The sequence below is a fragment of the Pseudomonas sp. C9-3 genome (assembly GCF_032392015.1).
GTDB classification, from domain to species: Bacteria; Pseudomonadota; Gammaproteobacteria; order Pseudomonadales; family Pseudomonadaceae; genus Pseudomonas; species Pseudomonas nitroreducens.
The window spans coordinates 3,429,170-3,442,441 of sequence record NZ_CP135919.1; the positions used below are offsets into that span (position 1 = coordinate 3,429,170).

Genomic DNA, 13,272 nt, shown 5'->3' on the forward strand with positions numbered 1-13,272 from the left:
TAGGTCTGCCCATGTCGAAACTGAGCTCCCGTCGCGGCAGTCTGGCCCTGGTTGCCGTGCTGCTGCTCGCCCTTGTCGTCTACCTGCTGCTGCGCCTGCTCGGCCCGAGCCGTGAGCAGAGCACGGACGACGCCTATGTCCATGCGGACTTCACCCTGGTGGCGCCGAAGGTCGCCGGATTCATCGAGGAAGTGCTGGTGGACGACAACCAGTCGGTGAAGGCGGGTCAGGTCCTGGCGCGCATCGACGCCCGCGACTACCGCGCCGCGCTGGCCGCTGCCGAAGCCGACGTGCTGGCCGCCGAGGCGCGTCACCACCACGTCGCTGCCGACCTGGAACGCCAGCAGGCAGTGATTGCCCAGACCGCCGCCCAGGTACAAGCCGACCAGGCCGCGCTGACCTTCGCCTCGCAGGAATTCAACCGCTACCAGCACCTCGCCAGCCAAGGCGCCGGCACCTTGCAGAACGCCCAGCAGGCGCGCTCGCGTGTCGACTCGGCGAAAGCCGTGCTCGACAAGAACAAGGCCGCCGCCCTCGCCGCCCGCAAGCAACTCGACGTGCTGCTGGCCCAGCAGGCCGAAGCCCTCGGCGCGCTGAAACGTGGACAGGCGCAGTTGCAGCAGGCGCAACTGAACCTGTCGTATACGGAAATCCGTGCGCCTTTCGACGGCATGGTCGGCCGCCGCGCCGTGCGCGTGGGCGCCTACACCACACCGGGTAATGCATTGCTGGCCGTGGTGCCGCTGCAGGACGCCTATGTGGTCGGCAACTTTCAGGAAACCCAGCTCACCGACGTGCAGCCCGGCCAGATGGTCGAGATCAGCATCGACACCTTCCCCGGCAAGAAACTGCGCGGCCACGTCGACAGCATCGCCCCGGCCACCGGCCTGAGCTTTGCGCCGATCGCGCCGGACAACGCCACCGGCAACTTCACCAAGATCGTCCAGCGCATCCCGGTGAAGATCGTCCTCGACGCCGACCAGCCGCTGCGCGACAAGCTGCGCGTGGGTATGTCGGTCATCGCGCGGATCGACACCGGCAAGCACGCCGACGGTGAGCAGAAGGTGGCCGTGCAATGATCGCCGCACGCACGCCTCTCTTTCTGGCTCTGCTCGCACTCGGCGCCTGCAGCGTCGGCCCGGACTTCCAGCGCCCGGACGATGCCGACGCAGTGAACTGGTCTGCCCGGCGTGGTGATGCACCGAGCCAGGCACTCAATGCGCCGCTGGAAGCGCAGTGGTGGACGCTGCTGGGCGACCCGCAGCTCAACGACCTGCAACGCCGAGTGGCGGATGCCAACCTCGACCTGCGCGAGGCCGATGCGCGCCTGCAGCAGAGCCGGGCGATCCGCCAGGCACTAGGCGGCGATGCCGTGCCCAACGTCGGTGCGGACCTGGGCTACCAGCGCAAGCGCAACAGCGAGGTCGGCCTGAGCGACCCATCCGGCAAAGCCGGCAAGGACAACTTCAACCAACTCGACGGTGGCTTCGATCTGTCCTGGGAGCTGGACTTCTGGGGGCGTGTGCGCCGCGAGCTGGAGGCCGCCGACGCCAACGTGCAGGCGACGGAGGAAAGCCGCCGCGACATACTGGTCTCGGTGCTCGCCGAAACCGCGCGCAACTACCTGCAACTGCGCGCCGAACAGGACCTGGAAGCGATCATCCGCAGCAATCTCGAGATCGCCCAGCGCAGCCTGGAGCTGACCCGCCTGCGCCGCGCAGACGGCGTCGCCACCGAGCTGGACGTGGCCGAAGCGCTGACCCAGGTGGCCAGCATCGAGGCACGCCTGCCCGACAGCCAGAAGCGCCAGGCGCGACTGATCAACGCCCTGGGCTACCTGCTCGGCGAAGCGCCCGGCGCGCTGCAAGCTGAGCTCGCCCAAACCAAGCCGGTGCCGCAGCCGCCGCGCGGCGTGCCAGTCGGCCTGCCCTCGGAACTGGCCCAGCGCCGCCCGGATATCCGCCGTGCCGAGGCTACCCTGCACGCCGCCACCGCCAGCATCGGCGTGGCCAAGGCGGACTTCTACCCGCGCATCAGCCTCAATGGCAGCTTCGGTTTCCAGGCGTTGCAGCTGTCGAACTTCGGCGACTGGAACAGCCGCACCTTCGGTATTGGCCCGAGCCTGTCGCTGCCGATCTTCGAAGGCGGCCGGCTGAAGGGCATGCTCGCCCTGCGCGAAGCGCAGCAGCAGGAATCGGCCATCGCCTACCGCCGCACGGTGCTCAACGCCTGGCGCGAAGTGGACGACGCGCTCACCGACTACGCCGCCGACCAGCGCCGCCTGGCCAGCCTGGACAGCGCTGCCGAACACGGCCGCACCGCCCTGGCCAACGCCCGCGAGCAATACAAGGCCGGCGCGGTGGACTTCCTCAACGTGCTCAGCGCCCAGCGCGAACTGCTGGCCACCGAGGAACAGCAGGTGCGCGGCCGCGAAGCCGTGGCAACCACGCTGGTGCTGCTTTACAAGTCCCTGGGTGGCGGATGGCAGCAGGCCGAGGAAAGCGCCCAATCCCTGTAGGAGCGAGCTTGCTCGCTTCACTCTCCGGCGCAAGGCAGGTTCGCGAGCAAGCTCGCTCCTACGAAAAGCGCTTCGCGCCAGGACGAATACGAAAAACGCCCCGTGCAGAAACGAAAAAGCCCCGCAGATGCGGGGCTTTTTTCTGGCTCGGCGATCAGGCCGCCGAGTCAGCGTCCGCCTTGCTGCGGCGGGGCTTCTTCTTGCCGGCCAGCAGGTGCGAGAACACTGCGTGCAGATCGCCGGAGGCGCCGTCCACGTCCAGGTTCAGCTTGTCGTCGATGTGCGCCATGTGGTGCATCATCAGGGTCACGGCCTTTTCCTTGTCGCCCTTCTCGATGGCGTCGAGGATCTCGTTGTGCTCGTCGAACGAGCAGTGCGAGCGGCCGCCACTTTCGTACTGGGCGATGATCAGCGAGGTCTGCGACACCAGGCTGCGCTGGAACACCACCAGCGGGGCGTTCTTCGCCATCTCGGCCAGCTTGAGGTGGAATTCGCCGGAAAGGCGGATGCCGGCGCCACGGTCGCCACGGGCAAAGCTGGATTGCTCCTGCTTCACCATGTCGCGCAGCTCGGCCAGGGTTTCGCCGCTGGCGTTGTCCACGGCCAGCTCGGTGATCGCGCGCTCGACGGTGCGGCGAGCGAAGAGAATTTGCCGGGCTTCGTCGATGCTCGGGCTGGCCACCACGGCGCCACGGTTCGGGCGCAGCAGCACGACCTGCTCGTGGGCCAGGCGCGACAAAGCGCGACGAATGATGGTGCGGCTGACGCCGAAGATTTCGCCCAGGGCTTCTTCGCTCAGCTTGGTGCCGGGAGCCAGGCGCTGCTCGAGGATGGCGTCGAAGATATGCGCATAGACGATCTCGTCCTGAGTGCCGCTGCGCGCCTTGCCATTGCGCGGCTGCTTCCTGATCTGTTGCAACTGGTCGGTCATCGGAGTCGAACCCTGCTCAGCCGGTGCGAACCGGCGCGAAATCCGTGGGGCGGGAGTGAAGCTGGCCGCGGGCCAGGCATGGCGCACAGTGTACACAAAGTGGCCACTATCGTGCAGCCGTCATGAGCGACTCGCCGTCAACCCCAAGGCCGCGCGGCGCAGGAGCTTGGCGAAGGTCAGCGTGCGACCATTCCGACGCTTTGCTTGTAAAAATCTTTCGGCGGGACACTAAACATTATTTGAACTTTTTGTACACAACTGCATAATCGCGGCGTGACTTCCTGACCCAAAGGTCAACATTCACACCCTCACAACTCTTTCCGTTAGCGCAAGGGACGCAGGTGAACCAGCCGACGGCAAGGGACCAACAACAAGAGCGTTGAGGAGTACCGCTGTGGAAAGCACCAAACAAGAACAACAAGCCTTTGCATCCAGTCCCCCCGCCACCGGCCTGCTCGAACGCCTGTTCAAGCTGAGCCAGCATGGCACCACCGTGAAGACCGAACTCGCCGCGGGTCTCACGACCTTCATCACCATGGCGTACATCATCTTCGTCAACCCCAACATCATGGCCGACGCCGGCATCGACCACGGCGCCGCCTTCGTGGCTACCTGCCTGGCTGCTGCGCTGGGTTGCTTCCTCATGGGTCTGTACGCCAACTGGCCGGTCGGCCTGGCGCCGGGCATGGGCCTCAACGCCTTCTTCACCTACACCGTGGTCAAGACCATGAACTACAGCTGGGAGATCGCACTGGGTGCGGTGTTCATCTCCGGCATCATGTTCATGATCCTGACCTTCTCGCGCATTCGCGAATGGCTGCTCAACAGCATCCCGGTCAGCCTGCGCTTCGCCATGGGCGCCGGTGTCGGCCTGTTCCTTGGGCTGATCGGCCTGAAGACTGCCGGCATCGTGGTTGCCAGCCCCGCCACCCTGGTTCACCTGGGTGACCTGACCAGCCCCGGCCCGCTGCTCGCCGCCATCTGCTTCCTGATGATCGCGGTGCTGGAATACCGCCGCGTGTTCGGCGGCATCCTGATCAGCATCCTCACTGTCACCGTGGCCGGCATCGCCCTGGGCATCGTCAAGTTCGGCGGCGTGTTCTCCATGCCGCCGAGCCTGGCGCCGACCTTCCTGGCAATGGATATCTCCGGCGCGTTCAACGTGACCATGATCAGCGTGATCCTGGCCTTCCTCTTCGTGCACATGTTCGACACCGCCGGCACCCTGATGGGCGTCGCGCAACGGGCGCACCTGGTACGCGAGGACGGTCGCATCGAGAACCTGTCGAAAGCGATGAAGGCCGACAGCACCTCCAGCGCATTCGGCGCCGTGCTCGGCGTGCCGCCGGTGACCAGCTACGTCGAGAGTGCTGCGGGTGTCGCTGCGGGTGGCCGTACCGGCCTGACCGCCGTAGTGGTCGGCGTGCTGTTCGTCGCGGCGATGTTCTTCGCCCCGCTGGCCGGCATGATCCCCGCCTACGCCACCGCCGGCGCGCTGATCTACGTTGCGATGCTGATGATGGGCGGCATGGCCCACATTGACTGGAACGAGCACACCGAGGCCATCCCGGCGATCGTCACCGTGATCATGATGCCGCTGACCTTCTCGGTCGCCGACGGTATCGCGCTGGGCTTCGTGACCTACGTGGCGATGAAGGTCTTCACCGGCCGCCACAAGGACGTGACCATCAGCCTGTACGCGCTGTGTGCGATCTTCGTGGCGAAGTTCATCTTCCTCTGAGTAGCCGCTGCGCCTGACAGAAACGAAGGCCCCGGCATCTGCCGGGGCCTTCGACTAAGCGTCTCCTCGAGCATGCCAGCATGCAGCAACCGTGCACCCTCATCGGTTGCCTCAGGGAGCGGCGTCCGGGGCGATCACGCTGAAACTGATCTCGGTACCGACGCCCAGGCGGCTCTTGACGGATATATCACCGCCCATCAGGGTCACCAGGCTTTTGCACAGGGCCAGCCCGAGGCCCGATCCGCCCCTGCCGATGCGCTGGCCATCCAGATCGTAGGCAAAGGGCTCAAAGAGATATGCCTGCTCAGCGTCGGAGATTCCGACCCCGGTATCGATCACATCCACCTGAATCCGCACCATCCCCTTGCCCTGCCCCCTGGCAAAAAGACGCACGATGATCGAACCGTGCTCAGTGAATTTGACGGCATTCGCCAATAAATTCTGCAGCACCTGCCGCAGGCGCGTCGGATCTCCCCACACGCGCGGCTGTAGTGCCAGGTCGAAGTTCGTCTCCAGTTCGATTCCCTTCGCCACCGCAGACTCTCGCAGCGATTCGACCTGACGGCTGACCAGCGTTTTCAGGTCGATCTCTTCCATCGTTAACTGCAGGCGACCAGTCTTGGCACGATTGAGCGACTGCAGATCGTCCAGAACATGCAACAGGTTGCCGGCCACCAAACGGGCCACCGACAGCGGTTCGCGCTGGCGTCCGGGGTCATCCTGATTCAGTGCCAGGTCAATCATGGCGACAATACTTTGCAGGGGGCCCTGCATCTCGCCGCCCATCCCCGCGAGGAACTGTGTCTTGCCGCGACTGATCGTTTCGATACGAGCGTTGGCATTGCGTAAGGCACGGACCAGGTCATCCTGATCGGTGATATTGATCGCGCCGCAGACAGCGCCCAGCAGCGCGCCATTGCTATCGCGATAGGGGCGCACCCAATGGTGGAAGACCTTTCGGCCCTTGATCGTCCGCACCTCGACATCCGAATCGCGAGACTCGCCATTGGCGATTGCAGAAACCAGACGCTCGTGCATGAGATCAACCTCGGGCGTCTCGGTAAAGATGCCAAGCTCCCCCAACCACTTCCCGACCACCTCCTCCAGAGGGACGCCCAGAATGCGCTGAGCGGTCTGGTTGCAGAACAGAACACGACCATCGAGTGCCCGAATCGTCATGGGATAGGGCAATGTGTCCACCATTTGGCGCAGTTGGTCCAGCTCGCGCCGCTGCTCCATATCAAGTTCTGCTGCTGGAGATGTCTCCACCATCGTGCCGCCGCCATCCACCAGCCCGTGCCGCCGGCCGATATCAATCAGCTCCACCAGCGACTTCGCGTGCAGCTTCTGCATCAGGCGCACCTTGTAGGTGCTCACGGTCTTGTCGCTGATGGCCAACTGGTCGGCGATGGCGATATTGCTCAGGCCCTGGGCCAGCAATCGCAGCACGCTCAGCTCGCGCACCGAGAGGTCCTTGAGCAGGCCGCCATGCCCCGCTTCCTCCGCCGCATTCACGCTACCCAGGGCGTGGCTGGGAAAGTAGCTGTGCCCCTGGGCGATGGCTCGCACCGCTTCGCGCACGGCCTGCGGGTCTTCCTGCTTGCTGACGAAGCCGGCAGCGCCTGCGGTCAGGCAGCGGCCGGCGAAATACTCGGAGTCCTGCGAAGTGAGCACCAGCACCTTGACCGGCGACTCCTGCGCGATCAGGCGCTGCAGCACCTCCAGGCCGCCCAGCCGTGGAATCGACAGTTCGAGGATCATCAGGTCCGGCTTGCACAGGCGCGCCTGGTGCAACGCCTCGGGGCCGTTGTCCGCCTCGCCGACCACCTCGTGCCGGTCCGCCTCCATCATCAGGCGCAGCGCATGGCGAGTAACCGGCTGTTCATCGACGATCAGGATTCTGCTCATGCGACTTCTCACTAATTCGGTACCTCTCCTTCTAGTCCAACTACCACGCTTGCGCCCACAAATTGCATGCAAATTGCTGAATGACGGGCAAAAAAAAGCCCGCAGTGTGGGCGGGCCGAGGAAGACTCCACGAAGAGTCGGGGGGAAGACCTACGGGCGGGGACTAGCTGCCGCGATAGGTGGAATAGCTGTAGGGGGAGATCAGCAGCGGCACATGGTAGTGGTCGCTTTCCGAGGCGATGCCGAAGCGCAGGACGACCTGGTCGAGGAAGGCTGGCTGGGGCAATTCGACGCCGCGGGCACGGTAGTAGTCGCCGGCATTGAACAGCAGCTGGTAGACGCCGGCGCGGAAATCCTCGCCCTGCAGCAGCGGCTCGTCGCAGCGGCCGTCATCATTGGTCACGCGGGTGGCGATCAGCTCGAGCTGCTGGCCCTCGACACGGAACAGTTCGATCTTGATGCCATGGCCCGGGCAGCCGTGGGCGGAATCCAGTACGTGAGTGGTCAAGCGTCCCATGGGCTATCGGTGTCTGGCGGCGGCGCCGGCGGACACCTTCCTCCTCTGTCTTGTTGATCGATATCGGCGCACTGCTCCATTGAACAGCGCGCGGGTGCTTTTGGTCGGACCGAATATACCCAGCGACATGATCAATTGTATACAAAAAAGTGCTTCATCTCTGCAAAAAGCATCTTTTCCAGAACCAGTACCAGCGTGCAGAACCAGCCAGCGACCGGGCGTATGCCGCGCCATTACGCGGCATCCAGTGCATTCAAAGCCACCGCACGTGAGGCGAAGGGATTGAAACGACCGTTGCGCGGATTGTATTTACAGACCGCCTGACATTTTGTATACAATGCACACATCACGGCAGCGCACGGTCTACCGACCCGGCGCCGACCGCCAACCACAAGAAGGAACACTGCAGTGAGCGCTGACTATCCACGCGACCTGATCGGTTACGGCAACAACATTCCCCACCCGCACTGGCCGAACGATGCGCGCATCGCCCTCTCCTTCGTCCTCAACTACGAGGAAGGCGGCGAGCGCAACATCCTGCACGGGGATGCCGAATCCGAAGCCTTCCTTTCCGAGATGGTCGCCGCCCAGCCGCTCAAGGGCGAGCGCAACATGTGCATGGAATCGCTGTACGAGTACGGCAGCCGCGCCGGCGTGTGGCGCCTGCTCAAGCTGTTCAGGAAGTACGACCTGCCGCTGACCGTGTTCGCCGTGGCCATGGCCGCCCAGCGCCACCCGGAAGCGATCCGCCAGATGGTCGCCGACGGCCACGAGATCTGCAGCCACGGCTACCGCTGGATCGACTACCAGTACATGGACGAGGCGCAGGAACGCGAACACATGTTCGAGGCCGTGCGCATCCTCACCGAGCTGACCGGTCAGCGCCCGCAAGGCTGGTACACCGGCCGCCTGGGCCCGAACACCCGCCGCATCGTCCGCGAGGACGGCAACTTCCTCTACGATTCCGACACCTACGACGACGACCTGCCCTACTGGGACCCGGCGAGTACCGCCGAGAAGCCGCACCTGGTGATCCCCTACACCCTGGACACCAACGACATGCGCTTCACCCAGGTGCAGGGCTTCAACAAGGGCGACGACTTCTTCGAATACCTCAAGGACGCCTTCGACGTGCTCTACGCCGAAGGTGCCGAGGGCGCGCCGAAGATGCTCTCCATCGGCATGCACTGCCGCCTGCTGGGCCGTCCGGCGCGTATGGCCTCGCTGGAGCGCTTCATCCAGTACGTTAAAGGTCACGAGAAGGTGTGGATCACCCGCCGCGTCGACATCGCCAAACACTGGCACGAGAACCACCCGTTCAAAGCGCAGGAGAACCCGGCATGAGCCGCTTCCAGACCCTCACCCCGGCCAGCCTCGACCGCGCGGCCTTCGTCGCCGCCTTCGCCGACATCTACGAGCACTCCCCATGGGTCGCCGAGAAGGCCTATGACCTCGGCGTCGACGACAGCCTGAACGACATCGAACTGCTGCAGCAGCGCATGGCCGACATCCTCCTGTCCGCCAGCCACGACGCGCAGTTGGCCCTGATCAACGCGCACCCGGACCTCGCCGGCAAGGCCGCCGTCCGCGGCGAGCTGACCGCCTCCAGCACCGCCGAACAGGCCGGTGCCGGCATCCAGGACTGCACCGCCGAAGAGTTCGCCCGCTTCACCGAACTCAACGACGCCTACAAGGCCAAGTTCGGCTTCCCCTTCATCAAGGCTGTGAAGGGCAGCAACCGCCACCAGATCCTGGCCGCGTTCGAAGAGCGCATCCACAACACGCCGGAGCAGGAATTCCAGACTGCCCTGGCGGAGATCAACAAGATCGCGATGTTCCGCCTGCAGCAGCTCTGAGCCAGCGGACCTTCACTCCCCTTCCCACTGGAAGGGGCCCATGCGAACAACGATATAAGAAGACCAGCCATGCGTACCCTGAAGATCGAGCCGTTGACCAAGGAAGCCTTCGCCCCATTCGGTGATGTCATCGAAACCGAAGGCAGTGATTTCTTCATGATCAACAACGGCTCCACCCGCCGTTATCACAAGCTCGCCACCGTCGAAACGGCGCAGCCCGATGACAAGGCGATCATCAGCATCTTCAGCGCCGAATCACTGGAGATGCCCTTGCGCATCCGCATGCTGGAGCGTCATCCGCAGGGCAGTCAGGCGTTCATTCCGCTGCTCGGCAACCCCTTTCTGATCGTGGTCGCGCCCCTTGGCGATGTACCTGTATCGGGCCTCGTCCGCGCTTTCCTGTCCAACGGCAAGCAGGGCGTCAATTACCACCGCGGCGTCTGGCACCACCCGGTGCTGACGATCGAAAAGCGGGATGACTTCCTGGTGGTCGATCGCAGCGGTTCTGGCAACAACTGCGACGAGCATTTCTTCACCGAGGACGAACAGCTCCTCCTCGACCCCCAAGCGAACTAATAAGAGAGGCCCGCCTGCCGCGACGGCGGCACCCGGGCAAGAGGTAAAAACTGTGGAAGCACATCTCATCGAATGGCTGAACCTGCTGGTCCGCTGGGTCCACATGATTGTGGGCATTGCCTGGATCGGCGCTTCGTTCTACTTCGTCTGGCTGGAGAACAACCTCAATCGCGCCAACCCGCGCGAAGGGCTCTCCGGTGATCTCTGGGCGATCCATGGTGGCGGTATCTACCACCTGGAGAAGTACAAACTCGCTCCGCCGAAAATGCCGGACAACCTGCACTGGTTCAAATGGGAGGCCTACTCCACCTGGATGTCGGGCGTCTGCCTGCTGACCATCGTGTTCTACCTGAACCCGACCCTGTACCTGATCGCACCGGGCAGCGACCTCGCCCCGGCCGCTGCCGTGGCCATCGGCATCGGCTCGCTGATCGCCGGCTGGTTCATCTACAGCACCCTGTGCGACTCGCCGCTGGGCAAGAAGCCCACCCTGCTCGGCGCCATCCTGTTCGGCCTGCTGGTCCTCGCCGCCTACCTGCTGAGCCAGGTGTTCAGCGGTCGCGGTGCCTACCTGCACGTGGGCGCCATCATCGGCACCATCATGGTGGGCAACGTGTTCCGCGTGATCATGCCGGCCCAGCGCGCGCTGGTTAAGGCCATCGAGGAAGGTCGCGAGCCCGATCCGGTGCTGCCGGCCAAGGGCCTGCTGCGCTCGCGCCACAACAACTACTTCACCCTGCCGGTGCTGTTCATCATGATCAGCAACCACTTCCCGAGCACCTACGGCAGCCACTACAACTGGCTGATCCTGACCTGCATCGCGGCGCTGGCGGTGATCGTGCGTCACTACTTCAACACCCGCCACAATGGCAACGGCATGGCCTGGGCCCTACCCGCCGGCGCCGTCGGCATGATCGCCCTGGCCTTCGTCACCGGCCCGAGCTGGCCGACCAGCGACGCCGCCTCCTCCACCGCGCAAGCTCAGAAAGTCGAGTACCAGCCGCTGCCGGAAACCGCCGTTGGCGGCAAGACCCCGGCCGAGCGCGCCAAGGAAGAGGAAGCCGCCAAGGCCGCTGCCGCCCAGCAGGCTCAGGCCGCTCCGGCCCAGGCATCCGCCGCCGCGGGCTCGACCGAAGGCTTCGACAAGGTCCATCACGTCATCCAGGAACGCTGCGCCGTCTGCCACTCGGCCAAGCCGACCAGCAATCTATTCAGCACCGCGCCGGCCGGCGTGATGTTCGACACCCCGCAGCAGATCCAGCAGCTCGCCCCGCGCATCCAGGCGCAGGCCGTGGCTTCGCAGGTCATGCCGCTGGGCAACATCACGCAGATGACCCCGGAAGAGCGCAAGCTCGTTGGAGACTGGATCTCCAAGGGTGCCCAGGTTAATTGAGCCTGCGGCACGGCCAGAAGAACCGCACCTTCGGGTGCGGTTTTTTTATACCCACGAAACGCCGACACGCCCCCTGCAGGAGCGAGCTTGCTCGCGAACAGGACATCCCGGCGCACCGGAGCGACAGGGAGCGTTTGCATTCGCGAGCAAGCTCGCTCCTACGAAAAGCGCCCCCTGAAACAAAAAATGTAGTCCACTCGACCAATGGCTACAAAAATACCGAGACCAGGAAACACGCGCCCTAGAGCCCTGCAGCACCAGGGAGACAAAACGTGACCGACGAGTTGTATACAAAAAACGATTGAACCCGATACACATCGAAGATATAAAGTCCCGCACCGCTTCACCCGCTCGGCCCCGGGGGTGAGATCGGCCAGTACTTCCCGGTTGTCGTGCCCGTCCGACAACCAGCGACTGACAACAATAAAAACCGAGGTGTTGCATGTCCGTGGTAACTGAGCGCTCCCATACCGGCTCGCCCGTCGACCAGCGTTTGCCCTTGCTGCAGCTGCTGCTGGTCGGCTTCCAGCACGTTCTCCTGATGTATGGCGGCGCCGTCGCCGTCCCGCTGATCGTCGGCCAGGCCGCCGGTCTCTCCCGTGAAGAAATCGCCTTCCTGATCAACGCCGACCTACTGGTCGCTGGCATCGCCACGCTGGTGCAATCGCTCGGCATCGGCCCGGTAGGCATCCGCATGCCGGTGATGATGGGCGCCAGTTTCGCCGCCGTGGGCAGCATGGTCGCCATGGCCGGAATGCCCGGTGTGGGCATGACCGGCATCTTCGGCGCCACCATCGCCGCCGGCTTCTTCGGCATGCTCATCGCGCCCTTCATGAGCCGTATCGTGCGCTTCTTCCCGCCGCTGGTGACCGGTACCGTGATCACCTCCATCGGCATGTGCCTGTTCCCGGTGGCGATCAACTGGGCCGGCGGCGGCAAGGCAGCCGCCAACTTTGGCGCCATCGAATACCTCGCCCTGTCCTCCTTCGTGCTGGCAGTGATCCTGCTGATCAACCGTTTCCTGAAGGGCTTCTGGGTCAACGTATCGGTGCTGATCGGCATGCTGCTGGGTTACATCATCGGCGCCAGCATGGGCATGGTCAGCCTGGACGGCATCGAGCAGCGCCCGTGGTTCGACATCGTCACGCCGCTGCATTTCGGTGCCCCGGAATTCCACCTGGCTCCGGTGCTTTCGATGTGCCTGGTGGTGGTGATCATCTTCGTCGAGTCCACCGGCATGTTCCTCGCCCTGGGCAAGATCACCGAGACCGAAATCTGCCCCAACCGCCTGCGTCGCGGCCTGCTGTGCGATGCCGGCGCATCCTTCATCGCCGGCTTCATGAATACCTTCACCCATTCCTCGTTCGCCCAGAACATCGGCCTGGTGCAGATGACCGGCGTGCGCAGCCGCTACGTCACCGCCGCCGCCGCGCTGTTCCTGATCGCCCTGTCGCTGCTGCCCAAGGCTGCCTTCCTGGTCGCCTCGATTCCGCCAGTCGTTCTGGGCGGCGCCGGCATCGCCATGTTCGGCATGGTCGCCGCCAGCGGCATCCGCATCCTCCACGAGGCGGACATCGTCGACCGTCGCAACCAGTTGCTGGTGGCGGTGAGCATTGGCATGGGAATGGTGCCGGTAGTGCGTCCGGACTTCTTCGCTGCGCTGCCCCAGTGGATGGAGCCGATCACCCACAGCGGTATCGCGATGACTGCGATCTGGGCCGTGGTGCTGAACATCCTCTTCAACATCCTCGGCGAACAAGGCCGCGATGCCCTCTGCGGGCATCACTGAAACCCTTTCGCGGGCGCCTCCCGGACGCCCGCACCCAAGCCGC

At 64.2% G+C, this 13,272-nt stretch carries 11 protein-coding genes; 8 read left to right on the forward strand and 3 right to left on the reverse strand.

The annotated features are described in order from the left end of the window. The first annotated feature begins 11 nt into the window (after positions 1–11). Positions 12–1,079, forward strand: coding sequence for an HlyD family secretion protein (locus RS899_RS15295; protein WP_315807456.1), 1,068 nt, complete (start codon positions 12–14; stop codon positions 1,077–1,079). After that, a complete protein-coding gene (locus RS899_RS15300; RefSeq protein WP_315807457.1) occupies positions 1,076–2,518 on the forward strand; it encodes an efflux transporter outer membrane subunit in 1,443 nt (480 codons plus the stop codon). The genes RS899_RS15295 and RS899_RS15300 overlap by 4 nt, the downstream gene beginning before the upstream one ends. Positions 2,519–2,672: 154 nt before the next feature. Here the strand turns inward: RS899_RS15300 and RS899_RS15305 are convergent, their stop codons facing one another. Next, positions 2,673–3,449, reverse strand: a complete 777-nt coding sequence (locus tag RS899_RS15305) for a GntR family transcriptional regulator (protein ID WP_054910392.1) — start codon at positions 3,447–3,449, stop codon at positions 2,673–2,675. A 394-nt stretch (positions 3,450–3,843) separates the two neighbouring features. Between RS899_RS15305 and RS899_RS15310 the strand changes: the two genes are divergently transcribed. After that, positions 3,844–5,190 (forward strand): NCS2 family permease, encoded by a 1,347-nt coding sequence (locus RS899_RS15310; RefSeq protein ID WP_315807458.1) that lies wholly within the window; start codon positions 3,844–3,846, stop codon positions 5,188–5,190. A 111-nt stretch (positions 5,191–5,301) separates the two neighbouring features. Here the strand turns inward: RS899_RS15310 and RS899_RS15315 are convergent, their stop codons facing one another. Continuing rightward, positions 5,302–7,098: an ATP-binding protein gene (locus RS899_RS15315; RefSeq protein ID WP_315807459.1), complete on the reverse strand. Its 1,797-nt coding sequence runs from the start codon at positions 7,096–7,098 to the stop codon at positions 5,302–5,304. 163 nt (positions 7,099–7,261) lie between these two features. After that, positions 7,262–7,615 carry a hydroxyisourate hydrolase gene (gene uraH, locus RS899_RS15320; protein WP_024763899.1) on the reverse strand — a complete coding sequence of 118 codons (354 nt, stop codon included), beginning with the start codon at positions 7,613–7,615 and terminating at the stop codon, positions 7,262–7,264. 408 nt (positions 7,616–8,023) lie between these two features. Here uraH and puuE point away from each other — a divergent pair, with 408 nt between their 5' ends. The 5 genes from puuE (at position 8,024) to RS899_RS15345 (ending at position 13,229) form a co-directional block, all read left to right on the forward strand. Further along, entirely contained in the window at positions 8,024–8,959 is a 936-nt protein-coding gene (puuE, locus tag RS899_RS15325; RefSeq protein WP_054910389.1) for an allantoinase PuuE, read from the forward strand. Beyond that, positions 8,956–9,471, forward strand: coding sequence for a 2-oxo-4-hydroxy-4-carboxy-5-ureidoimidazoline decarboxylase (gene uraD / locus RS899_RS15330; RefSeq protein WP_054910388.1), 516 nt, complete (start codon positions 8,956–8,958; stop codon positions 9,469–9,471). Before puuE ends, uraD begins: the two co-directional genes overlap by 4 nt. Before the next feature lie 69 nt (positions 9,472–9,540). Then, positions 9,541–10,047 carry an ureidoglycolate lyase gene (locus RS899_RS15335; RefSeq protein WP_045209032.1) on the forward strand — a complete coding sequence of 169 codons (507 nt, stop codon included), beginning with the start codon at positions 9,541–9,543 and terminating at the stop codon, positions 10,045–10,047. 52 nt (positions 10,048–10,099) lie between these two features. Beyond that, positions 10,100–11,440 carry a urate hydroxylase PuuD gene (locus tag RS899_RS15340; RefSeq protein ID WP_315807460.1) on the forward strand — a complete coding sequence of 447 codons (1,341 nt, stop codon included), beginning with the start codon at positions 10,100–10,102 and terminating at the stop codon, positions 11,438–11,440. A gap of 442 nt (positions 11,441–11,882) precedes the next feature. Continuing rightward, positions 11,883–13,229, forward strand: a complete 1,347-nt coding sequence (locus tag RS899_RS15345; protein WP_315807461.1) for a nucleobase:cation symporter-2 family protein — start codon at positions 11,883–11,885, stop codon at positions 13,227–13,229. The last annotated feature ends 43 nt before the right edge of the window (positions 13,230–13,272 follow it).

What these genes read in the sequence shown, in the direction of transcription:
- RS899_RS15335 (WP_045209032.1), top strand. Translation starts at nt 9,541, where the DNA reads ATGCGTACCCTGAAGATCGAGCCGTTGACCAAGGAAGCCTTCGCCCCA.
- uraD (WP_054910388.1), top strand. Translation starts at nt 8,956, where the DNA reads ATGAGCCGCTTCCAGACCCTCACCCCGGCCAGCCTCGACCGCGCGGCC.
- uraH (WP_024763899.1), bottom strand. Translation starts at nt 7,615, where the DNA reads ATGGGACGCTTGACCACTCACGTACTGGATTCCGCCCACGGCTGCCCG.
- RS899_RS15315 (WP_315807459.1), bottom strand. Translation starts at nt 7,098, where the DNA reads ATGAGCAGAATCCTGATCGTCGATGAACAGCCGGTTACTCGCCATGCG.
- RS899_RS15345 (WP_315807461.1), top strand. Translation starts at nt 11,883, where the DNA reads ATGTCCGTGGTAACTGAGCGCTCCCATACCGGCTCGCCCGTCGACCAG.
- RS899_RS15295 (WP_315807456.1), top strand. Translation starts at nt 12, where the DNA reads ATGTCGAAACTGAGCTCCCGTCGCGGCAGTCTGGCCCTGGTTGCCGTG.
- RS899_RS15305 (WP_054910392.1), bottom strand. Translation starts at nt 3,449, where the DNA reads ATGACCGACCAGTTGCAACAGATCAGGAAGCAGCCGCGCAATGGCAAG.
- RS899_RS15300 (WP_315807457.1), top strand. Translation starts at nt 1,076, where the DNA reads ATGATCGCCGCACGCACGCCTCTCTTTCTGGCTCTGCTCGCACTCGGC.